Below are 22,502 nucleotides of genomic sequence, written 5' to 3' on the forward strand. Positions count from 1 at the left end.
ATAGTTGCGGGTATGGCGATAGTCGGTTTGTGCCGTCACCCCGCGGGGACTTCCCCGTCGATGAGAGCAGTGGTTGGCGGCTTCGCAACGAAGTCAGGCAACCGGAATGATGCCGCTTCCCATGCGGCACGTGTTCGGATGGGTCGACGGCCATGAAGGTCGTGCTGTTCTGCGGCGGCTACGGCATGCGAATGCGTAGCGCCGAAGGCGACCTGGTGCCGAAACCGTTGCAGATGGTCGGACCACGACCGGTGCTGTGGCACGTGATGCGCTACTACGCGCATTACGGCCACACGGAGTTCATTCTCTGCCTGGGTTACGGTGCGGCGAAGATCAAGGATTTCTTTCTCAGTTACCGCGAGGCGGAATCCAACGACTTCACCTTGCACGCCGGACAGGTCGAGTTGCTCAACTCCGACATCTCGGATTGGAGTGTGACGTTCGTAGACACCGGCTTGGAGTCGCCGATCGGTGAGAGGTTGCGACGAGTCCGCCAATACCTTGGTGACGACGAATACTTCTTGGCGAACTACGCCGATGTGCTGACCGACGCTCCGCTCGACGAGATGATCGAAAAGACCACGAGCAGTGGTCTACCCGCGTCGATGCTCCTCGTCCCGCCTTCGTCGTCGTTCCACTGTGTCGATGCCAGTGAGGACGGCGACATCAAGGAGATTGTCCCGCTGAGCAATTTTCCGATCTGGGTGAATGGCGGCTACTTCGTGCTCAACCGGGAGGTCATTGACCTGATCCCGGAGAACGGTGATCTCGTCGGGGACGCATGCATGGCCCTGGCCGGCACCGGTCGGTTGGTCGGCTATCGGCACGGCGGTTTCTGGAAGCCGGCCGACACCTTCAAAGAGCGCGCCGAACTTGACGCCGACTACCACAGAGGAATCCGTCCCTGGATGCTGTGGGACAAGGCCCAATGCGCAGCGCGGCCGGCATGATGCCGCTGAAGGTCGATGACATCAGCTCCATTGCCGTGATCGGGGCCCATTGTGACGACATCTTGATCGGCGCTGGGGCGACCTTGATGCAAATCGCCCGCCACCGACCGGATGTCGCCGTGCACGTGCTGGTACTGACCGGCGCCGGCACCGAGCGGGAGGTCGAGGAAAAGGGAGCGTTCGCGGCCGTATTTCCGCAGGCGGACGTCCGGTTGACCGTTGCCGACTTGCCCGATGGCCGCCTGCCCGAACACTGGGGAGTCGTGAAGCGCCATTTTGCGCAGTTCCGCCGTAGTTGCGAACCGGATCTGGTCCTCGGCCCCCAACGCCACGACTTTCATCAAGATCACCGGCTAGTAGCCGAGCTGATCCCGACCGAGTTCCGGGCCCACTTGGTGCTCGGCTACGAGATCCTCAAATGGGAGTCGGATCTGCCGAATCCGTCTGTCTACGTGGACATTCCAGACGATGTGGCGTACGAAAAGGCAAAACTACTCGCACGGTGCTATCCGTCCCAGTCAGGGCGCGACTGGTTTGACGACGAGGCATTCCTCGGCTTGATGCGAGTTCGCGGCGTGCAGTGCCGGGCTCACTACGCCGAAGCCTTCGTCTGCGAGAAAGCAGTCGTAAGCCCCTTGGGCCTTCAATCCCGTTGAGTGAGCTGAGAGTAGGGGACACCACATTGCGCGTTTTGGTTACGGGCACCGAGGGCTACTTGGGTTGCCTGCTCGCGCCGGCTCTTCTCGCCGACGGCCACGAGGTGGTCGGCCTGGATACCGGCTACTACCGGTCCGGTTGGCTGTGCCCCGGCTACATCGCTGACAGCACTTACCCGGCCACGCCCTTCACTCTTGTCAAGGACATCCGCCATGTAACGGACGCGGACCTCCGCGGATTCGACGCCATCGTGCACATGGCCGAGCTGAGCAACGACCCGATCGGCGACTTGATTGGTGATGTGACGTTCGAGGTAAACCACCGCGGCAGTGTGCACCTGGCTGAATGCGCCAAGCGGGCCGGTGTCAGCCGCTTCATCTACATGTCGTCGTGCAGCGTGTACGGAATTGCGGAAGGCACGGTCGACGAAACTAGCCCGGTCAGCCCACTGACCCCCTACGCCAAATGCAAGGCGCTGGTCGAACAAGACGTCGCGGCGATGGCCGATGACAACTTCTCGCCGACGTTCCTGCGCAACGCAACCGCGTTCGGTGCCTCACCACGGATGCGGTTCGACATTGTGCTGAACAATCTCGCCGGCCTCGCATGGACCGAACGCCGCATCGCGATGACCAGCGACGGCACGCCGTGGCGACCGTTGGTGCACGCGCTCGACATTGCGCAGGCGATTCGGTGCGCCCTGCGTGCCGACCGGCAGAGTGTTCATTCCCTGATCGTCAACGTAGGTAGCGATGAGAACAACTACACCGTTCGTGAAATCGCCGAGACGGTCAGTGCCGAATTTCCTGGCTGCGAACTGACTTTCGGTCCGCCCAGCGCCGACAACCGCAGCTACCGAGTGGCGTTCGCCAAGATCCGCGAGGTATTCAGCGATTTTCACGCTGCCTGGGACTTGGCAGCAGGTGCGGCCCAACTGCATCGCGTGTTCACCAGCATCGCAATGGATCCCGAGACCTTCCAAGGCCGCGGGCACACCCGGCTCAAGCAAATCGAGTACCTGCTCAAGACCGGACAGGTCGACGAGCGCCTGTTCTGGAAGGAAGTCCAGTGACTCAGTCGGCGTGGCGGGAGGCCCGGTGAAAATGGACGGGCCAGATAATGTCCGACGGCTCAACACGGCGCCCAGCGTGGCGTTGGCATCGGCCCAGTCGAATGGTCACTCCTCCCGAAGCGGGAGAATTCGATTGGCCGTAGTCGGCGCGGGAAAGATGGGCTTGTCGCACCTTGCGATCCTTCGCTCACATCCCGACCTCGACGTGGTCGGCGTCTGTGATTCGGTCGGCTATGTCCGGGACATCCTTACCAAGTACACCGGGTTGACGTGCTACGACGACTTCGACCGGATGCTGGTGGAGACGAACGCCGATGCGGTTGTCGTCGCCGTCCCGTCAAAGCTGCACGCGCCGATGGTCCAGAAGGCCCTGATGCGCGGGGCGCATGTCTTCTGCGAGAAGCCATTCGTTCTCGATGTGAGCGATGGCGAGCGCCTGGTCGCCCTGGCTGAGAGCAATCGGTTGGTAAATCAAGTCGGTTACCACTGCCGCTTCGTCGGCGCCTTTCAAGAGGCGGAGCGGATCGTCGCGTCGGGCGCGCTGGGTCGTGTGCACCATGTGCGTGCGGAGGCCTACGGCCCGGTCGTACTCCGCGAAAAAGGAAGCACGTGGCGCGGCGTGAAGGCGGAGGGCGGTGGCGCCCTGTACGACTACGCGTGCCACGCCATCGACCTCATGAACTTCATCGCGGGCGTCCCCGATTCGGTCGATGGAGTCGTCCGCCATAGCGTTTTCTCGCGTGACGTCGACGATGAAATCTACTGCGTGATGCGCTATGCCGATGGCGCGAGCGGCCAGCTATCGGTGAACTGGAGCGACGAGAGCTTCCGCAAGATGTCGACAAAGGTGTCGGTGTGGGGAACAAACGGTCGCATCGTCGCGGATCGGCAGGAGTGCCAAATCTATCTGCGCGAGACGCATCCCCAACTCCCCGAGTTCGGAAAGGGATGGACGATTCGTTACACCACAGATCTCACCGAGGAGGTCTGGTACTACCTTCGCGGTGAGGAGTACTCGGCACAGATCGACTATTTCGCCCAGAGCGTGAAGAAAAACCGACTGAACGGCGAGAACACATTTCGCTCCGCACTCGACGTCGATCGGGTGGTCAACATGATCGCCGGGGCAGCGCCCAGCGGACGTCCCGCAACGCCGTTGCGGCCGGCGACGAACGGGTCCCCACGCGGCTCGTTCCGTCGCCAAATCCATGCGCGGATCAGAAGACTCGCCACGTCGAGGGCATCGTGACCATGGACCGCGTGCTTTTCGGAGACAACCAATTCTTTGGCGTCAACCACATGTCCGAGGAGAAGGCCCGCGCACAGGCGATGCGGTTCCAACACCTTCCGCCCGTGCTGGCGACGCTGGACGACGCCTATCGGGAAGGCATTCGCACATTCGTCTGCACCACCCACGACCGGGTGGGTGAAATCTGCGATCATTTCCGGGCGAACGCGGCTCAATACCCCGATTACGTCTTCTACCCGTGCATGCCGTACGCGCACAAGTATGCGAATGCCGTAACCGAGTTCGGGATGCTCGAAGCGCTCCGGAAGTTCCTGCCGGACGACGGGGCCGTCAAGTCGATGTTCAAGGGGGGCGTCGCCTTCGCCAGCAAGGACATCGAGCCGGTGATGCAGCTGTTGGTCGATGCCGAGATGAAGATGTTCACCGGTCTCTCGACGCCCGTCATCTTCATCCAGAACGTCGTGACCGACTTGCTTCTCGGACTCGGAATGGTTGATGCCTTCCGGTTTTTTGCCGACCACGTGAAGCTCAGGTACGGTGCCGAGCCGGGCTTCATCACGATGAACCTCCCCCGACTCCTCGACGTTCTGAACAGCCAAGGGATCGACAACCCCATCGTCTGCGCCAATTTCAACAAGATCGGCTTCCGGATGTGCGGCGGGGTAGAGCTTTACGAGAAAACCATCCGGGAACGCCCAGTCAGGCTGATCGCGATGTCGGTGCTCGCTTCGGGAGCAATCCCGGCCCGCGAGGCGATCGATTACGTCTGCAGCCAGCCGCAGATCGAGTCGATCGTATTTGGCGCGTCCAGCCGGGCCAACATCCAGCAGACGAAATCGATAATCGACGAACTCTGGCGAGTGCCGGCCTGATCGCTCCGACGCGTCGGATCAGCGGGCGGCGTCGCCGCGGCCTCGCCGCCCATCACCCCGCCCGCAAGTAAGTTCCCGCCAGTAGGTTTCCAGCCACCCGGTGAGCTCGCGGGCCCGGCCCAGCGCATCGGCCGGAGCTGACCGAGACCGCGCCCCTGCGATCGCCGTCGGCAACTCCTCCATCTCTCGAACCACCGTTGCTAGCCCGGCCGCCTCCAGCTTCTCGGCGAACGGCAGCTGGTGCTCGTCGACGTGCTCTCCGTGTGACGAGCGACGAGGGACCATCACGGGGTGCTTGCCCTGCTCGATGCATACCAGCGTCGATCCGGCGCCGGCATGGGTGACGGCCACCGAGGCACCGCGGATCTGCTCGCAGACGTCCCCGAAGGACAAGAAGCGTTCGAACCGGGCGTAGCGCGGCTCGTACTTGCAGGATCCCAGCTGCACGAAGAAGTCTTCCTCCACCGCGCCCGTGCGGGCCAGCTCGTCGACCGCACGCGCCAGCCGGTCGAAGGGGTGCACCTCCATCCCCATGATCACGAAGATCACACGATCCTCCCGTGGTACTCCGTGCGAGGGATCCGGTCGACCAACTCGGGCCATTGCACAAGGAAGCGGGAGGCGAAGGGCTTCACCATTCGGGCGGTGAGCGAGAGCTCGCTGATGCGGGTGATGGACTCGACGAAGACGGTGGGAACCCGCAGCAGCCACGCCACCCAAAGGAACGGAGCGGCCACGCCCGAACCGGTGGTCAAGATCATGGCGGGCCGGTGGCGGATCAGGAGCCGGAGCGCCAGCACCAGGTTGCGCAGTAGGTTCGGGACGTTGCGGACTGTGGGGTGCGCCGCCCAGTAGATCTCCTTCTCCTCGCGTAGCAGATATCGGGCATCGGCGGTCCCGAAGCTCACCCAGTACCGGTCCTTGTCCTGCCAGAAGTCCCGGAGGCAAAACATTTCGTAGATGTGCCCGCCGGACGACGCAATTAGGAGCAGGCGGCCCATGTCTCCCCTCAGGCGCTTGTGACCAAGGTCTGCCGCACGAACTTACCGAATTTTGTCCCGACTCGGCGGGCGAATTTCGAGGCCAGGCCGCTCGTGGACGAAGTCGTTGGCTGCCCGACCGAGGCTGGGCGTGTCCGATCGGCGAGGCGCGGCGGGGCCAATGTTCCATCCGACTGTTGCGAGCCTGCGCCTCCGCAGAACCCGCGAGAGAGGAAAAGACCATAACCTTGACTTTTCCTTCCATACCGTCCAAAGAGTATGTATAGTTCCCAGCATGACGATTTTCGGTTTGCTTGGTCGCCGCGTTCGGCCCAGCTCTTTGACGAGCGCAGTCAGGGGCTGTTTCGGAGCATGACCACGACTACGCTCCGCAGCCGAAACGGGCATGTACATGTGCCTGTCGCGACGCGTTGGATGCCGCCGGCCGCGGAGAAGACCGCACGGCGCTGGCAACGTCAGTATTCGAGCCGCCTGCGCATCACGGACTCGATGATTGTCTGCGCTTCAGTATTCTTCGCGCAGTTCGTCCGCTTCGGTGAATCCCCAAGCACTTCCGGTTATCCCGGTCAGTTGATGACGTTGTTCTCGCTTCTGTTCGCCGCCCTATGGCTGTCGTCCATCGCCGTCTTCCGCACGAGATCACCTCGCATTATCGGAGCAGGCATCGATGAGTACCGACGCCTGACCAGTGCGTCTTTCTGGACTTTCGGCATCATCGCGATGGTAACCCTGCTTGCCAAAATCGAGTTGGCGCGAGGCTATTTGGCAGTCGCGCTCCCGGTGGGCACCGTCGGATTGCTGGCGAGCCGTGCCATGTGGCGTCACCGCATTGGCGCGATGCGCGCACGCGGCAAGTTTCAGACCACGGTGTTGGCGATCGGCGACCGCCGCGGGGTTTCACATCTGGCGCACGAGCTGACTCGCAATCCCCGAGACGGCTACGTCGTAGTCGGGTTGGGTATCCCCGGATACGGGTCATCCCGCGGCAAGACGCTTACGGTCCACGGCCGGGAGATCCCGATCCTCGGGGACGAAACTCAGGCGCTGGCCGCGATCGGTCGTTGCGGCGTGGACACCGTTGCGGTGACCGGCTCGGAGCGTTTCGGAGTGCAGGGCATCCGAAAGCTGATGTGGCAGTTGGAAACCATGGACGTCGACCTCGTGGTCGCTCCCGGGCTGATGGATGTCGCCGCGGCACGATTGGCCCTGCGCCCCGTCGCGGGTTTCTCTCTGCTGCACGTAGAGAAGCCGCAATATCAAGAGGCCAAATGCTTCCAGAAGCGGGCTTTCGACATCTGCTTCTCGCTGGCGGCGCTGATCGCAACGTCGCCACTCCTCATTGCGGCTGCCATCGCTATCAAACTCACGAGCAAGGGACCGGTGTTCTACGGATCCGAGCGGATCGGCCTGGACGGCAAGCCCTTCAAGATGTTGAAGTTCCGGACGATGGTCGACGGGGCCGACAAGCAGATCGACCACCTTATGGCAATCAATGAAGGCGCGGGCGGCATGCTGTTCAAGATCCGCGACGATCCGAGGGTCACGCCCGTAGGCAAAATCCTGCGGCGATTCAGCATTGATGAACTGCCGCAGTTCATCAATGTCCTGAAGCAGGAGATCAGCGTGGTTGGGCCGCGACCGCCGCTGCGAAGAGAAGTGGCGAAGTACGACGGCGAAGTGAAGCGACGGATGCTGATCAAGCCGGGCGTTACCGGATTGTGGCAAGTGAGCGGCCGTTCCGACCTTTCGTGGGAAGAATCGGTCCGGCTGGATCTGTCATACGTCGACAACTGGTCGATGGCCGGTGATCTCGTGATCATCGCTAAGACGTTGAAAGCGGTCTTGGCCAGCGAAGGAGCCTACTGAGTGAGGCGCGGCCATGACTGAGTCGGTCGCGGTTGCGCCGTCAGTGCCGCGTGAGCGGATTGTGCGCGCGTTCTCGACTCAGCTGATCTGCCGGGCACTGGGGATGCTGGCCTCGGTGGTTTCGGTGGCGATGACCGCCCGCTATCTGGGCCCCGGACGCTATGGCCAGCTCACCATCGCTGTCGTCTTCATCGGCATGTGGACCAGCCTGGTCGACCTCGGCATGGCCTCCGTTATTGTGCGCCGGGTCACCTCTGGTCGTGGCGACCTCGAGCGCCTGGTGCGGGTCAACAGCGGCCTTGCCTTGGTTTACTGTGTCCCGCTCGCGGCGCTCGCAGTCGTGACGGGGTTGCTCATCTATCGCGACCCCGACGTGCGAGTAATGCTCGTGATGCTGTCGGCGGGGCTGCTGATGACCTCCATGACAACACGATTCGACCCGGTGTTTCTTACCACCGTCCGATTCTCGGCAGTGGCCATCTCCGACCTCGCCGGCCGGCTGGCCACACTGATCATGATCGCGTGTCTCGTAGCGGAACGCGCGGACGTCATCTGGTTCGCTGTCGCGCAGCTCATTCCGCCTGCCCTCCAGTTACTGATCCAGGGCAGCGCAGCAGCGCAGCACATCTCGCTACGGCCGGTGTTCGCGTTGCGCGAGGCCGTCGATCTGCTACGAGAAAGCCTGCCGCTGATGGCTTTTGTGGTAATCGGGGTCGTGTACTGGCGCGCAGACGGCGTGATCCTGTCCTTGCTCAGCACCCACTCCGAGGTCGGCGTGTACGGGCTGGCCACGCTGATCACGTCCAACACCGCGGTGGTGGCGACGCTGTTTCTCCGGTCGACCCTGTCGACGGCTACCGAGCTTTTTTCGCGGGACGTCGCGGCGTTCGCGGGCTTTCTACGCCGCAGCGTCGAGCTGATGTACTTTGTGGCGGTACCGGTCGCGGTTGTGGGTGCGCTGCTGGCCGGACCGTTGATCGGGCTGTTCGGTGACAAGGCGTTCGTACCTCGCGGGGCGCCGACGCTGGCGTTGTTGTTCTTCGCAGCCGCTTTGCAATTCGTCGCCGCCACCCTCGGACAAGGCTTGTTCGCGTGCGGTCAGCAGCGGTTCCTGATGCAAGCGGGCATTTTCGAACTGGCGTTCAACATCGCGCTCAATCTCTTGCTGGTCAAGCGGTTCGGCGCCGTTGGCGCCGCCGTCGCGCTCGTGTGCACCGAGCTTCTCGGCGTCATCGTCTCCAGTTGGTGGCTGCACCGGCGATGCGGATACCGCACGCCGCTGATGTTCTTGCTGCGGGTACTGCTGCCTACCGCGGCAAGCGTGGGGACAGCTCTGGCGCTGTCAGGGCAGCACGTGATCGTGGCGGTGGCCGCTGCGGCGGTCACGTACCTGACGGTCAGCATGGTGATCGGCCCGGTCAAGTGGTCGACTCTGGTTGCGATGCGCGGAAAGCAGGTGATGGCGTGATTCGGCAGATGGATCGGGCTTATACGAGGTGTCCGGAGCGCGGGGTTACGCTGCCGCGGCCCGCGCGACCACTCGCGGTCCTGATCGTGACGTACAAGAGCCACGACCTGATCGAGAGGTGCCTCGCCAGCGTCGCTGAGCACCTTCCCGAGCTGCCCGTCTACGTGTACGAGAACAGTGGCGAAGGATATCCCGGTCGCGAAGAACTCGTTAAGCGGCACCCCGGGGTGAACTGGGTGTTGGGGGGACCGCTGAACGTCGGCTTCGCTGCGGCTTTCAACGCGTTGGTAGAGCACACGCCTCCCGGCACCGATCTGCTGCTGATGAACGCCGACACCCGGCTGCGCGGGCCGTTAACCCGCACCCGGGAGCTGTTGCAACGGCCCGGGATCGCGGCGGTCTCGCCGGCGGTTAGGGACGGCGCCGCACCCCCCGAGGTCACTTGGGACGTCGCGCGACGCCGCACAAGGCTGATCCGCGCGCTGGTGGCTGCAGGCGGCTACTCGGATTTGCTTCGCGGAACCCCGATCTCGCAGCTGTACGGCCGACAGCCCGCGGAATCGGAAGAGATCGATGGGTACATCGCCGGGGCCTGCCTGGCGATCAGCCGCGCGGCCTGGGACTCGGTTGGCTGTTTCGACGAGGAGTTCTTTCTCTATGGCGAGGACGTCGACTGGCAGACGCGTGCGCGTGCAGCTGGCTGGCGCATCGTGCTCGCTGACGAAGTTGGTGTCGACCACGGCAATCTGATTACCGCCGAGGGTGCGAATCGCGATGACTCACCGCATGGTGGCGAGGTTTCGGCCGACGAGCGACGCCGCAATAGTGACCTGCTGCGCGCCAATACTGCGCTAGTCCTCGAACGCCAAAGCACCGTTCATCACGCCGATATATACCTTGCCGGGATAACGCTCATGGACCGGTTGCAGCGGTCGAAGCGCTCCACGCGCCGAGAGGAGCGGAGAAAGAAGCGAACCGACCTGCCGGCAATCGTGATTACCACCAACCGCCTGGTTTACGGCGGCGCCGAGCGGCAAAAGTCGGTGATCGCAACCGAATTGGCTCGCCGCGGCTACCCCGTCACCATTGCATGCATGCAGCGGTTCGGCCCGCTGATCAAGGAGATTCCGCACAACGTGCGGGTGGTGCGCCAACCTTGGTGGGCGCCGCATGTCGACCTACCCAAGGGGCCGGCGGTCGTGATCAGCGGCGACACCAACACCGAGACGGGGTTCGCCACAGTGTGGCGGGCGGCGGGCACGGGCCGGCGATGGCTGGTTGCTCCGCATACTCATCCGGATATGCCGATCTACTCGCGGCCACTGGTCGCCGCCATGAACCGCTCGGACGGATTTATCGTTCTGGCGCAACGTCATTGGGATATGCTGGCCGAGCACCATCGCCTGACAAGGCGGCGATTCGTAGCACCTAATGGCGTCGTCGTACCGGGAACGCCCCGGCCGCGGACCCGCGCGGCCGACGATCCGGTGCACCTAGTTGTGCTCACGCGGATCGTCGAGTTCAAAAACCCGCACCTACTGGTCGACGCGCTCAGCGGCCTAACGGAATTACCCTGGAAGTTATCGATATTCGGTGACGGCCCCGACCGGGAGAAATTGGAAGCCCTTACCCCCGCCTCGGTGCGCGACCGCGTGCATTGGCGCGGATGGTCGGACGGTCCTGAACCCGCGCTTGCCGATGCCGACCTGCTCTGCATGCCAAGCCGCTGCGAGACCTTCCCGATGGTGATCCTCGAGGCGATGGCCAGAGGCGTGCCGGTGGTGTCGTCGGCGGTGTGCGCCGTCCCAGAAATGCTTGATTTCGGTAGGGCCGGCTTCCTCGTCGAAGACCTGTCGGTCGAAGGTTGGCGGGCACGGTTAGCCGAGATCTTGGCGGACCCCGCCGCGTTGCCATCGGTCGGCCAGCGTGGCTTCGAGCGCATGAGCAAGCACTACACCGTGGAAGCGATGGCTGACGCCTACGTCGATGCGATCAACCAGGTGTTGTGACGCCGGGATGTTCTAGCCGCGCCACGTCTCCTCCGAATGTACGTGGGCGCGGTTAGATGACGCGCTTTGAATCTTGCCGCCTACGAGGGCATGCGGATGACACCGATGCCCAGACCGACCTGCGACCAGCTGTAGACGAACTCCTCGTGCTGATAGTCGCGCTTCAATTCGTTCCAGAACCGGGCGACCCCATAGATAGGATCGGTGTGCGGCACGATGTCATGAAACGCGACGACACCGCCGGGACGAACCAGCGGGCTGTACATGGCGAAGTCCTGCGAAACTCCTTCGTAGGTGTGGTCGCCGTCAATGAAGAGAAAGTCAATTGGCTTGCCGCCCAACAGGGAACGCACCGCCTCCACAGTCGCGGGCTGATGGGAGTCCTGAGGCAGGAAGTCGAACTGCTGACCCTCCCGAAGCATCGTTCGGAACCCCTCAGCCTGCTCCTCGCTCGGGCCCCCGCCGAAGTCGCCACCGGGCAGATCGATCCCAATCAGCGTTGCGTTCGGAGCGGCAACTTGCGACCAGCAGTAGAGCGTGCCGCCGAAGAGCGAGCCGATCTCTACCACTGCTTCGGGACGGAGGCCGCGCGCGACAGCGACGAGTCGCATGAGCTCCCAGGTGTCCTGAACGGCGTTGCGCTTGTGGATAGCGTCGGCGGCAAAGCGGAACGAGGTCAGCCCATAAACAGGGATACTCGATGCGAGCCGAATCGCTTTCCTCGGTTTCTTAACAGCTAACTGCAACATGCTCATAGGAATCCGTCCGCGTTTTGGACCACTGGACAACGACCGATACGAGACCGAATGTAACGCATCGCGTTCGTCCACACAGTGGTTTCGCGTCGGCTAGGTTGTGCTGGGAAACCGCGAAGGAGGCCAAGGTAAATGTCGGTCGCAGTATCGCTGAAACGGCGTCTGGCGCCGCTGGCAAGGACTGTCGCGCCGGGCTGGTACTGGCGGCGCAAGTATCGCTTCCTGCGGCGCCTCGGCGAATCCTCCCCGGAGGTGCAGCTGGTTCGGTCGCTGTGCGATCCGGATCGCATCTCGCTGGACATCGGGGCCGCCGCCGGCGAATTCACGATTGCGATGCTGGCGGCGTCGCGGTCGGTGGTCGCGTTTGAACCCCAGCCCACGCAGGCGCGTGCGCTCGCGACGATGTTCGATGCGGCGGGCAGCAGGGTGCGAGTCGAAGCGGTGGCGTTATCGGATACGCCCGGCGTAACGAAGATGCGAGTGCTGGAGTCCGATCCTGGCCGTAGCACGATCGACAGCCACAATGCCCTGACCGACGAAGACGGCAGTCGAGTCGCAACGATTGACGTCCAGGTTCGGCGGCTGGATGATCTGCAGCTGGATGACGTTGGCTTCATCAAGATCGACGTCGAGGGCCACGAACTCGCCGTGCTGCGCGGCGCCGCCGATACGCTCCGGCGCAACCGGCCGACGCTCTTCATCGAGGCCGAAGAGCGGCATCACCCGCACGCCGTCGCGGCGACCGCCGAATTCTTGGCCGGACTCGGCTATACGGGATATTTCGAGGTCGACGGAATCCGGCGGCCCATCGACGAGTTCGACCCTGCTACCCACCAGAATCCGGCGAATATCGGCGGCTGGAAAGACGGCTGGGCGATCCGCGGCATCTACGTCAACAACTTCGTGTTTCTTCCCGCACCGGCTTGAGTTCTCCTCACCAGGCTCAACGAGAAGCTCTGACTCGCTCAACCCTCAGGAAATCGACTGCCAATAAGCCGTGGTCGTAGGAAAAGGTGTGCGTTCCAATCAGCTTCGGAGCGAAGCACGGCTCTATTTCGGTAACAACTTCCTCACGATAAAGTTGCGGGCTCAGCTCCGTGATCCGGGCGATTCCCATTGATTTCCCATATTGATCGAAACCCTGCTTTTGATACACCCGTAACAATGCCTCGCCCTCGTGAAGTAAACCGCCGCTTCTGGCTCGTTGGCTATCGAAAATCACAGGGTTATTGGGATGAGGCGTCCACTCGTCAGAGTCGAAAGCATCGGAGTAGAACACGTGCAGTTCGGAACACAGCTCCGCTGTTTCGGAGCTGTCAATAGTGGTCAGCAGCCACCACCTGTCTTTGAACCAAAATATGTTGGTATCGACCGCCGAGACATCCTTCAGCAAGATCTTGTGCAAAGACCACCTGAGCGGAAATTCGATGCACTTGTACAGCCGTATCTCCCTAATTTCGACGGTCTCCGGACACATGTAAAGTTCATCGTCGACTGTGAAGATAAAGGGATACGACAGGTGGAAGGGTTCGTCGAGGGCCGGCCCGAGCTCATGGTATTCGTTTCCATCAATTTTGAAAACAGTTATTTTGCCTCGTTCGGTTCTGAAATCATAATCCTCAACGAAACACAGGTCCAAACCTCCGCGCCTGAGAACAAAAGGATCGGCGAGGAACCGATAGGGTGGGTTGGCGATAAATGTGGACTTGGAGAGCTCCGCGGTTTGCATCCGGTCGGCGAACTGATACGCCACTCCCCAGCGTTGGCATCTGCCAGATACCCGGTTGAAACGCCGTCGAGTTATGGTGATCAAGGTCTTGAACTGGTATAAGACAACAACACGCAGTGAGAACGTCGTACCAACCCTGTGCGTGCGCGGCGACCCCGCGGCGAACTTCGGTAGAACCCTTGTTCTGCCTAGATTTTCGAGGAATCTATGCGTAAAGACAGTCGACTTCTTATGGATCTGCGCAATGTTTCTGGCATAAGGAGCTTGCGTGGCAATCGAGCCTCGAATGAACGTGTACCGGTCGACATTATCGCACGTCGTTTCCGCGTCGTCACCGGCTGACTCATCCGGCACGGCGCGTATCGCGAAGCTCGTCGATGGTTCTCGGTCGAATACCTCCCAGAAGCCCGGCGGTACATCCCGGCGCGAATGATTGCCGTGCTCGATAGAGACAACTCCGAATTTGCAGGCGCTCACGAGTTCGCCGCTCGGGGTTGCGCTCCCACTGTACAAAAGCACATCGATGTTCAGGCTTCTGATCGTTCGTATGTCGTCTTCACGGTAGCGATAGATCAGCCCGTTCTTAGATCGAAGTGGGCGGACGGATATTTTCGGGACATCGAGCGTATCGAGTGGACGTGTGTAGAAAACGCTCCTCAGTTCGGGGTCCCTGACGAACAATCTCCACTCCAAGGCGACGATAGCCTTGAAATATAAAATTGCGACCAGGCTCCGTATGCCATGCTGCCGAAATAGGTTCTGGCCACGCTGAAACCGGTTTTTACTGCTGGCAAATTTTTGCACGATCAAGTAGTCGACAGAGTAATGCTGTGCCGTCCGACTTTTTTCGATCAAGTCTACAACCAAATCCGGTTGGGACTCGTCGTCAACTAGATATCCAACGCTAAGCCTTCTCATGACGGGGCCCTCGTCAGAATATGCAAAACACTATTGCACCTTGGCGGTGAAAGGCCAGCTGCCGAGCCTGGAACGTGCTGCATTCCGTCCTTTCCTGCGACGAGACACTGCCGGCGTGGTGGACGGCTGACGGCTGCCGTTGGCGAAGGTGTGGACGGCTTCGGTTGAGGCGACGGGAGTGCTGTCGGTGTAGGCGACAGGAACCACGCCGCAGCAGGGGGCGCCGGTGCCTCGCCTACGGCGGTGTGCAGAGTCTTGGTGAGCCTCGTAGTCATCCTAAAGGTATGTAAAATGACGAACATGTCGGTTACCGGTATCTTAGAACCTGTTCGTCGAGAAAACCACGAAAAGGAGAGAATAGTGTTGCGCCGTGTCATGGGGCGTCGGTCGCGGTGATCCGGTGACCCTCAAGGACGTTCGCGGGCCGGGCCCGATGCAGACTAACGATCCGCAGCCGCTCGAGCATCAACACGGCACCCGCGCGGTGAATTCGCTTCGGGTGCTGTGGCTTTCGCCCTGGATGCGTACTTTCGCACGCGTTCGTGCCGAAGCGCTGCGCCGACGGGGTGTCGACGTTCTGTTGGTGACCACCGACAGTTATCACCACGAATCGGACGCGGCCCGTGATTACGAGTTGGTTCTCGATCCCCGATTCCGCAGAGCTGGGACCTGGCCCGCCCACTTCGCGGCCTGGCGCCGGATTCGCCAATACCGGCCGGATATCGTGATCGCGGAGGGGGTCACCGATCCGCGCTGGATGTTATTGGCCGGCTCGGCGCCGCGTGTTCAGTGCGTGCACGACGACGCTCCCAAGGACGCCACCGAAGAGGGGGAAGCATCCCGGCTTCCCCACCGGCTTGCCCTATCCGACCGCTGGGGCGCGCGTTCGACGGCCACCATTACCTACAGCGACTATGTCGCGGGCGCCGTCGCCACCCGGCGGGATGTACGCGGCACCCCGATACATGTGGTGCCGCTTACCAGTGACCTCGACGCGGGGCTGGTTCCTCCGCTGGTCGGCCCCGGAAGGCGGCGCGACTTCGTGATGATCGGCCGGCTCAACCAGTACAAAAACGTCGATGTGGTGCTTCAGGCCTGGCGGCGACACGTTGCCGGCGGGGGCTGGCGCGGTGACAATTTGGTATTCATCGGCGAGGGGGAGGCTATGCCCAGCACCCTGCCGAAGCACACCCAGTGGCGGCGCGGCAAGTACCGTTACCGCGACGTGGTCGCGACGCTGGCCTCCGCGAAGGGCACGATCGCTCACTGCAGGCGTGCCTCGCAAAGCGGCGTGCAGGTGTTGTCGCTGCAGTTGGGTGTCATGCCGATAGTTTCCACGGCGGGCGGGCTGCCCGAATACCAGCCGCCGGGGTGCCCGCCCGTCGGTGTCGACGACGTCGCCGGGCTTGCCGCCGCGTTTGACGACCTGGCCGACCCAGACACTGCGACAACGCGCGGAGCCGCGGCAGCGCGCCATTACGCGCAGCGCTTCGCCGTCGACGGGGCCACCGATAGTCTGCTCAACGTGCTCACCGAAGTGCTGGCCACGCACGCATCGGCGGCCCACCGACGCTAGGACGTCGTGGTTCTGTCAGAGCTCGTTCGGACTGGCGCTCCCGGGCTGTCAGCAACCGGCGCTGACCGGCCGATACGGCGGCGAGTTCGCGGCCCTGCGGCCCCCACAGGTCCCACTCAGCGAGGGGTGCTTGGAAAGCACGGCGTATTGAGAGTTAGCCGTGTCGATGTCCTCGGGCTGAAAGTCGTTGGCAGGGCTCAATATGGGGTCGCCGTGCGCATTTCGGAGTTCACCGTTTCCGCCGGCATGGACGAACACGGCGTTCGGTTCTGGGAGCCCTGGAGGTGAACCAGGGTAAATGTTGCGGTGGATCCCGCTAGCGGAAAAGTAGGTCACGGTCAGCATGGCGGCGTCTGCCCGGTCAAACCATTTGCTGCCCAGTGTGTTCCAGTGTTCAGCCTCGGCGGCGGCCTCGTTGGCCGGCACTCCGGACGCCAGCATCTCTTCATATGAGGGCCAGCCCACCTCGCCGATGGCCCCGTGCACGTGATAGCGACTCAGCCAGTCGACGAACTTATCGAGCCGGTGCAGGTTCCAGTCGTCGAAAGCTTGACCGCCTGTGGTGCCGTTTGCTTGGAAGGTATTGGCCCAGTAGGAATAACGAAGTTGTGGAGCCGTTTGCCCCGCAATGGTATAGACGCCGGTTTGGTCGAAATACTGGTGGGCCGAGTACACGACGTCATGTCGTGGGTCCTTGATCCAGGGCCGCGGGTGCTTATCGGAGAACGTGTCGACGTTCGACCAGCTGATACCCTCGATCATCAGCTGGTGGCGGTCTCCGGTCTGCCGCACCGCATCGACGGCGGCCTGGGAGAACTGCTCCCAGATGGCGGCGTCGGCGCGGCTTTCGGTGTTGTCTCCGGTGAGGTTGTTCGGCTCGTTCATCAGGTCGTACGCCACCACGCCGGGGGTGTCCTTGAATTTAGCCGCCAGTCTGGTCCACGCATTCGCGAACTGGTCGCTGGTGATTCCGCGAGAACACGTCACCACCGAACCGTCGAGCTGTTGGAAGGTGCAGCCGTTGTGCAGGTCGATGATCACATCGACGCCCGCGGCCCGCGCCCGGGAGATCTCCGTTTCCAGTCGGGCGACTTCCGCTGGGTTGAGTTCGCCCCCCAGGGATGGCTGGATGCGCTCCCATGGGATCGCCAGCCGCACCACCGCGACACCGTGCTGGGCCTCAAACTCATACGATGCCACCGACTGGTTGCCGGACTGGTCGCCATAACCCCCGAGCCAACTGAAAGTAGTGTCGTTGACGCCGCGGAGGTAGGGGAAGTAAGGGATGTAGGAACGTTCGTCGGCGCTCCTGACCGCGGTCAGGAGCGTAAGTGCCAGAACGATCACGGGTGCGAGAACCGCAACGCGGGCGATCCGCAAGCCGCGCCGGGCAGACGGTAACCGCGCCGACGGGTTCACTGCCGCACACTCCACACGAGACCGTGTCCCATCAATAGCTTTTCTTGGCCGCCCGGAGACGGATCTCTGTGACCTCAGCGTTGCTGGGAAGGGCAATTACGGACACTAGTACCTCTGCCACGTCTTCCGGCTGGACGAGCAACTCGGGCAAGTACGGTCGTCCCTCGTCAGCGTAAATCGCCTCCTGGCGTGGAGTCGCGGTGCGGCCCAAATGAATGCTGCACACCCGAATTCCGTCCGCGTTCACCTCCTGGCGCAGGCTGTCCGTGACCGCCCGCATCGCGTGCTGGGTGGCCGCGTATTGGCCGACACCTCCGGCCGCCTGGAGACCCTGTGTGGAGTTCAGCACGACGATGTCACCACCGCCTGCACGCAGCGCCGGCAGCAATTCCTGAGTGAGCGCATATGGTGCGCGCACGTTTGATTCGTATAGGGCGTCCAGGTCGCGAATAGGCGCGTCAACATGTTGCCCACGGTTGTAAACGCCCGCCGAGTGGATCAGCAGATTCACTCTGGGGCCGGCCGACAGGCTCGCGACAAGAGCCTTGCGGGCGCTGCAATCGGTCAGGTCCACCTGCGCAGGAATGATCCGCCCCGGTCCGCCCCCGGCCATCGCGGACGCCGACAGGTCTTCGAGCGCAACATCATTGCGGCCCACTGCGGTGACCGTCGCGCCTTCGGCCACCAGCCGCAAGGCGACGGCCCGGCCTATTCCGCTGGATGCACCAGTCACGACAGCGATCCGGCCTGCCAGCCGCATTGTCGCGGTCCCGACCCTCTCGGCCTCCGACGCTAACTCATTCACGCAGACGGTCCTTTCGGGTGACGGATCCCGGTGCGGCAGCGCGCGGGCGATCGTGCTCCGGACGGGGTTTCGTGCTTGGTCCGCACGCGTGCCGATCGACAGCGGCGGTGGGATGGGTGGCGAGTTGTGGCGTGAGGCAAAGACGCCAAAGAGTCCCGCTAGCGTTGATGTGCGTCAGTCCCGGGCCAACCACTGACCGTCCACTTTCCAGCGTCCGTCGAGCTCGGGAAATCGCGCGCTGATCTCGGGGAGAAGATCGGGAAGCGTCAGCAGCACCCAATCGGGTTTCGCGCTGAGGAGTTCATCAGGTGCCACGATCGGGATGTCGGTCCCGGGCATCCGCCTGCCTTGCTTGGCGGGGGAGGCGTCGGCGACCGCCGCCAGTAGCCGGGAATCGATTCCGGCGCCGCTGAACAGGGCGACTGCGCGCGACGCCGCGCCGTAAGCGAGGACGGTGTGGCCGGCCTGCGCCTCCTCCTGCAACCAGCACCGCAGTGATCCGATGTGCCGATCGGCGCTGTGTTGGAGTTCGCCGACCGCAGTCGGATCGGTCACGCCCAGCGCATGCTCGGCTGCGAGGATGCGCAGCACCGACTCGTCGGGCTCAGCGGCAGTACCGTGTACGGCTGCAAGCAGCACCGTTCCGCCATATAAGTCGAACTCCCACGCGGTGACAATCCGCATTCCCACCTGGTCCAGCAACCGCGTGAGCGTGGTCAGTGAGTAATAGGCAAAATGTCCGTGCCGCAAGGCATTCCACTGACCCTTCGCAACGATTGTGGCGAGCGAATGGTATTGCAGCAGGAGGACCCCACCAGCGCGCGTGAGTTCGGCTCGGCGCTCGAAGGCACTGCCCTGGTTGGGCTCGTGCATGATGCCGAAGCAGTCCAGCACCACGTCCGCGGGCGACGACGCGACGCTTGTGAATCCGCGCTCGGCGAGCAGCGGGACCCAGGTGCCCCCGTGTGGGCTACCGAACTCGAGCACCGTGTCCCCACGCAACCACCCATCCGCGGCAACTTGTGCTATCGCGGCTTCGGCCTGATCCTTCAGCGCTTGCGGCTCTACGCCGCGCGGCTCGTCGGTTGTCGTGTCGTCGTCGGCCAATTGCGCTAACCCGCAAGCGTGGCACAGGTCCATGGCCAACGCATGCGACGCCTCCTCCGTGCGCACGGGATCCGTAGCGGGAGGGAAGAAGTCGGCCGCGGGCATCCTTCCGAGATCAAGTACCCGGCTCATCTCGGATTTTCCACATGCCCGGCACCCGTTCATGACAGCATTGCCCGGTGCGCATCGAGAAGACCACCCTCACGGACGTCCTCGTCCTCGTCCCGCAGCCGTTCCGCGACGATCGAGGCCTGTTCACCCGCACGTTCGACGCGAACATCTTTGACGACTACCTCGGCCGCCCGGGCACCTCCGCATCGTTCGTTCAAGACTCCCAGTCCCGTTCGGTGCAGGGAGTCATCCGCGGCATGCATGGACGTTCGGGGCGCGGGGAGGCGAAGCTGGTCCGTTGTGCTCACGGTGCGGTGCATGATGTGCTGGTCGACATTCGAAAAGAGTCGCCGACTTTCGGTGTGCAGCAGGCATTTCTCCTCGACGACAATGACTTTCGGCATTTGTACGTACCGCCGGGCTTCCTGCACGGCTTCCAGGCGCTCACCGCCACCGCCGACGTCTGCTATCGAATCGATCGTCCGCACGATCCCGCCGAAGACCTGGCCGTCGCGTACAACGACCCCGATCTCGCGATCGACTGGCCGCTGCCTGTGTCGGTGATCTCGTCCCGCGACGCCAGTGCGGGAAGTTGGGCCGCGCTGCTCACGCGACTGGACTAACGGTTTGCGGCGACGCATCGAGAACCCCTGCAGCGTCCAGATTGCGGGTTTCGGAGTGAGGACTTTCGGCGGTATGAAGCGTCGGTAGCGGAAAGACCAGTTGGCCGCCCCACTCCTTGATGTAAGAAAGCTGTTCGGTCAGTTCGGTCTCGAGGTTCCAGGGCAGCGCGAGCACGATGTCGGGTCGGTCTTTGAGGATCTGTACCGGATCGTGGATCGGAATGCGTGTGCCCGGAGTGAAGCGACCATGCTTGTAGGGGTTGCGATCAACGGTGTATTCGACCAGATCGGCACGGATACCGCAGTAGTTGAGCAGCGTATTGCCCTTACCTGGGGCGCCATAGCCAACCACCCGCTTGCCCTCGGCGCGGCGGTCAAGCAGGAAGCGCAGCAGTTCCTGGCGGACCGCCTCGGTCCGCGGCCGGAGCTGCAAGTAGCCGTCCACCTGATGGAGCCCGGCTCTGTCCTCGATCTGCAGCACCTCGTCTACGCGTGCAGTGGGCCGTCCCGCGCATTCCTCGGGGCGTGCCCAGATCCGAATCGACCCGCCATGCGTGGGAATGAGCTCTGCGTCGACGACCGCCAAGCCGGCGGTGGCAAGCGCCCGCATTGCCGACAGCAACGTGTAGTACTGAAAGTGCTCGTGGTAGATGGTGTCGAACTGGCCGAGGCTGACCAGGTTCAGCGCATGATGCACCTCGATGCTCAACCACCCATCGTCGGCCAGCAGCCCGCGAAGTGACCTGGTGAAACCAAGAAGATCGGGGATGTGCGCGTAGACGTTGTTGGCGACCACCAGGTTCGCGGCACCGTGCTCGGCCTGCACGGCTGCGGCCAGGTGCTCGTCGAGGAAGGCCGTTTCGGTCGGGACCCCTCGGTCGCGTGCGGCGGCTCCGACATTCACGGAAGGCTCGATGCCGAGACAGGGTATGCCCGCGGACACCACGTGCTGTAGCAGATACCCGTCATTGCTGGCGATCTCCACCACAAACGAGTCCGAGCCGAGGCCTAGGCGCTGGACGGCCCCGTCGACGAACGCCTTCGCGTGCGCCACCCAGCTATCGGAATAGGACGAGAAATACGCGTACTCGGTGAACGTGTCTTCCGGGGTAATCAGCGCCGGGATCTGCAGCAAAAGGCAGTCTTCACAGAGCCGAAGGTGAAGCGGGAACGTGGGCTCGGGAAGATCGAGCTCGTCGGCGGTGAGGAACTTCTCGCACGGCGGGGTTGCGCCGAGGTCAAGGATGCTCAGGATGCGGTTCGAGTTACACAGTCGACAGCGCACTAGACCTCGATTCGTTGCGCGTCCCGGCCCGAGCGCCGGGGTACGGACGCGCGAGAGACATACCCAATATTGACACGATCCCATACTATACATACTCTTCGGATGATATACAGCCTAGAAGCAGGATCGAAGTTCCCGGTACCGTTATGATCAAGCCCATGCTCTCGGATGACCTCGCGCCTAACGAAGTGCTCCCCAATTTCGCCGAGCATGACGAGGACACCAAGAACCATGCCATTGAAACGCCGATCGTTCCGCAGGAATACGTCCAGCGGTACCTGGCTCAGCAGCTGCGGGACAGGGCAAGGGGTCCCGAGACTTTGCGCATTATCGACGTCGGTTGTGGCCGCGGTGACACAGTTGCGTGGTTATGCGCCCAGGGCTGGGACGCCTACGGAATCGACGTATCGCCAAAATACATACAACTTGGGCGTGAATACCTTGCCCGGCAAGGCGCCGATCCCGCCCGCCTTCAGCTGCTCAATGGCGACTTCACGTACCCCTTCCCGGACAATATGTTCGACGTGGTGCTGTCCGACCAGGTTATCGAGCACGTGGCGGATCTTGAATCGTTCGCCTCGGAAGTGGCCCGAATATCGGCGCCGGGAGCCTCCGGCTTGCATATCTTCCCCGCCAGATGGCATCCAATCGAAGCCCATCTCAGGTCACCATTCGTTCATTGGCTGCCCAAGGGGCCGCTGCGTCGTGCGGCCGTGACGGCAGCCCTGAGGGCTGGGCTGGCGGCACCCTACTTCCGGGAGTTCTCCTTCCGGGAACGAGCCGAAATCTTTTGCCGATTCAGCGAGGAGGAGACCTTTTATCGATCCCCGCGCAGCGCCACCGCGACTATGCAGCGGCATGGAATGCGGTGCGACGCGCGCCTGGCTTCCCGGGACAAGATCGCCTTTCGTCTCCCCACCGCCCCCCGCGCGGCGTTGCCGCTGCTTGGCTGGCTCTACCGGCAGGCGTTCAGCGTGACACTGCTGACACACAAACCGTAGGCTCCGCTGTTTACGAAGGCTGCGTGAGG

Annotated in this window: 20 protein-coding genes; 12 read left to right on the forward strand and 8 right to left on the reverse strand. The window is 62.6% G+C overall.

Going from position 1 to position 22,502, the window contains the following annotated elements; all coding sequences use genetic code 11:
* Positions 1-152: 152 nt before the first annotated feature.
* The 5 genes from ACEL92_RS05890 to ACEL92_RS05910 all read left to right on the forward strand — a co-directional run bounded on the left by ACEL92_RS05890 (position 153) and on the right by ACEL92_RS05910 (position 4,800).
* Positions 153-950, forward strand: coding sequence for a glucose-1-phosphate cytidylyltransferase (locus tag ACEL92_RS05890; RefSeq protein WP_374024708.1), 798 nt, complete (start codon positions 153-155; stop codon positions 948-950).
* Positions 947-1,606 (forward strand): PIG-L deacetylase family protein, encoded by a 660-nt coding sequence (locus ACEL92_RS05895; protein ID WP_374026090.1) that lies wholly within the window; start codon positions 947-949, stop codon positions 1,604-1,606. Before ACEL92_RS05890 ends, ACEL92_RS05895 begins: the two co-directional genes overlap by 4 nt.
* Positions 1,531-2,679, forward strand: coding sequence for an NAD-dependent epimerase/dehydratase family protein (locus ACEL92_RS05900; RefSeq protein ID WP_374024709.1), 1,149 nt, complete (start codon positions 1,531-1,533; stop codon positions 2,677-2,679). Before ACEL92_RS05895 ends, ACEL92_RS05900 begins: the two co-directional genes overlap by 76 nt.
* A 127-nt stretch (positions 2,680-2,806) precedes the next feature.
* Entirely contained in the window at positions 2,807-3,928 is a 1,122-nt protein-coding gene (locus ACEL92_RS05905; RefSeq protein WP_374026091.1) for a Gfo/Idh/MocA family protein, read from the forward strand.
* Positions 3,925-4,800 (forward strand): hypothetical protein, encoded by an 876-nt coding sequence (locus ACEL92_RS05910; RefSeq protein ID WP_374024710.1) that lies wholly within the window; start codon positions 3,925-3,927, stop codon positions 4,798-4,800. The genes ACEL92_RS05905 and ACEL92_RS05910 overlap by 4 nt, the downstream gene beginning before the upstream one ends.
* Before the next feature lie 18 nt (positions 4,801-4,818).
* On the opposite strand, the gene ACEL92_RS05915 is transcribed toward ACEL92_RS05910, so the two are convergent.
* On the reverse strand, positions 4,819-5,349 hold the full coding sequence (locus tag ACEL92_RS05915; RefSeq protein ID WP_374024711.1) for a glycosyltransferase: 531 nt from the start codon (positions 5,347-5,349) through the stop codon (positions 4,819-4,821).
* Positions 5,346-5,801: a UDP-N-acetylglucosamine--LPS N-acetylglucosamine transferase gene (locus tag ACEL92_RS05920; protein WP_374024712.1), complete on the reverse strand. Its 456-nt coding sequence runs from the start codon at positions 5,799-5,801 to the stop codon at positions 5,346-5,348. The genes ACEL92_RS05915 and ACEL92_RS05920 overlap by 4 nt, the downstream gene beginning before the upstream one ends.
* Before the next feature lie 414 nt (positions 5,802-6,215).
* Here ACEL92_RS05920 and ACEL92_RS05925 point away from each other — a divergent pair, with 414 nt between their 5' ends.
* From ACEL92_RS05925 to ACEL92_RS05935, 3 genes are read left to right on the forward strand one after another with little or no spacing between them, the layout of a single operon-like run.
* Entirely contained in the window at positions 6,216-7,667 is a 1,452-nt protein-coding gene (locus ACEL92_RS05925; RefSeq protein WP_374026092.1) for a sugar transferase, read from the forward strand.
* 13 nt (positions 7,668-7,680) lie between these two features.
* Positions 7,681-9,135: an oligosaccharide flippase family protein gene (locus ACEL92_RS05930; protein ID WP_374024713.1), complete on the forward strand. Its 1,455-nt coding sequence runs from the start codon at positions 7,681-7,683 to the stop codon at positions 9,133-9,135.
* Positions 9,132-11,144, forward strand: a complete 2,013-nt coding sequence (locus ACEL92_RS05935; RefSeq protein ID WP_374026093.1) for a glycosyltransferase — start codon at positions 9,132-9,134, stop codon at positions 11,142-11,144. The genes ACEL92_RS05930 and ACEL92_RS05935 overlap by 4 nt, the downstream gene beginning before the upstream one ends.
* A gap of 80 nt (positions 11,145-11,224) precedes the next feature.
* On the opposite strand, the gene ACEL92_RS05940 is transcribed toward ACEL92_RS05935, so the two are convergent.
* Positions 11,225-11,899, reverse strand: coding sequence for an O-methyltransferase (locus ACEL92_RS05940; RefSeq protein WP_374024714.1), 675 nt, complete (start codon positions 11,897-11,899; stop codon positions 11,225-11,227).
* 132 nt (positions 11,900-12,031) lie between these two features.
* Here ACEL92_RS05940 and ACEL92_RS05945 point away from each other — a divergent pair, with 132 nt between their 5' ends.
* Positions 12,032-12,826 carry an FkbM family methyltransferase gene (locus ACEL92_RS05945; protein WP_374024715.1) on the forward strand — a complete coding sequence of 265 codons (795 nt, stop codon included), beginning with the start codon at positions 12,032-12,034 and terminating at the stop codon, positions 12,824-12,826.
* Between the two features lie 16 nt (positions 12,827-12,842).
* Here ACEL92_RS05945 and ACEL92_RS05950 read toward each other — a convergent pair whose 3' ends face one another.
* Positions 12,843-14,483, reverse strand: coding sequence for a hypothetical protein (locus tag ACEL92_RS05950; protein ID WP_374024716.1), 1,641 nt, complete (start codon positions 14,481-14,483; stop codon positions 12,843-12,845).
* A 562-nt stretch (positions 14,484-15,045) separates the two neighbouring features.
* Here ACEL92_RS05950 and ACEL92_RS05955 point away from each other — a divergent pair.
* Positions 15,046-16,122: a glycosyltransferase gene (locus ACEL92_RS05955; RefSeq protein ID WP_374026094.1), complete on the forward strand. Its 1,077-nt coding sequence runs from the start codon at positions 15,046-15,048 to the stop codon at positions 16,120-16,122.
* A gap of 48 nt (positions 16,123-16,170) precedes the next feature.
* On the opposite strand, the gene ACEL92_RS05960 is transcribed toward ACEL92_RS05955, so the two are convergent.
* The 3 genes from ACEL92_RS05960 to ACEL92_RS05970 form a co-directional block, all read right to left on the reverse strand.
* Positions 16,171-17,541 (reverse strand): glycoside hydrolase family 5 protein, encoded by a 1,371-nt coding sequence (locus ACEL92_RS05960; RefSeq protein WP_374024717.1) that lies wholly within the window; start codon positions 17,539-17,541, stop codon positions 16,171-16,173.
* Between the two features lie 31 nt (positions 17,542-17,572).
* Positions 17,573-18,346, reverse strand: coding sequence for an SDR family oxidoreductase (locus ACEL92_RS05965; RefSeq protein ID WP_374024718.1), 774 nt, complete (start codon positions 18,344-18,346; stop codon positions 17,573-17,575).
* Between the two features lie 174 nt (positions 18,347-18,520).
* Complete coding sequence (locus tag ACEL92_RS05970; protein ID WP_374024719.1) at positions 18,521-19,618, reverse strand: methyltransferase domain-containing protein; 1,098 nt, start codon at positions 19,616-19,618, stop codon at positions 18,521-18,523.
* Positions 19,619-19,632: 14 nt separating this feature from the next.
* Here ACEL92_RS05970 and rfbC point away from each other — a divergent pair, with 14 nt between their 5' ends.
* Positions 19,633-20,187 (forward strand): dTDP-4-dehydrorhamnose 3,5-epimerase, encoded by a 555-nt coding sequence (gene rfbC / locus ACEL92_RS05975; protein WP_374024720.1) that lies wholly within the window; start codon positions 19,633-19,635, stop codon positions 20,185-20,187.
* Here rfbC and ACEL92_RS05980 read toward each other — a convergent pair.
* On the reverse strand, positions 20,171-21,472 hold the full coding sequence (locus ACEL92_RS05980; protein WP_374024721.1) for a methyltransferase domain-containing protein: 1,302 nt from the start codon (positions 21,470-21,472) through the stop codon (positions 20,171-20,173). The genes rfbC and ACEL92_RS05980 overlap by 17 nt on opposite strands.
* A 158-nt stretch (positions 21,473-21,630) precedes the next feature.
* On the opposite strand from ACEL92_RS05980, the gene ACEL92_RS05985 reads away from it, so the two are divergent.
* Positions 21,631-22,473: a methyltransferase domain-containing protein gene (locus tag ACEL92_RS05985; protein WP_374024723.1), complete on the forward strand. Its 843-nt coding sequence runs from the start codon at positions 21,631-21,633 to the stop codon at positions 22,471-22,473.
* Positions 22,474-22,502: the final 29 nt, after the last annotated feature.

This window comes from Mycobacterium hainanense (genome assembly GCF_041890355.1).
GTDB lineage: Bacteria > Actinomycetota > Actinomycetes > Mycobacteriales > Mycobacteriaceae > Mycobacterium > Mycobacterium hainanense.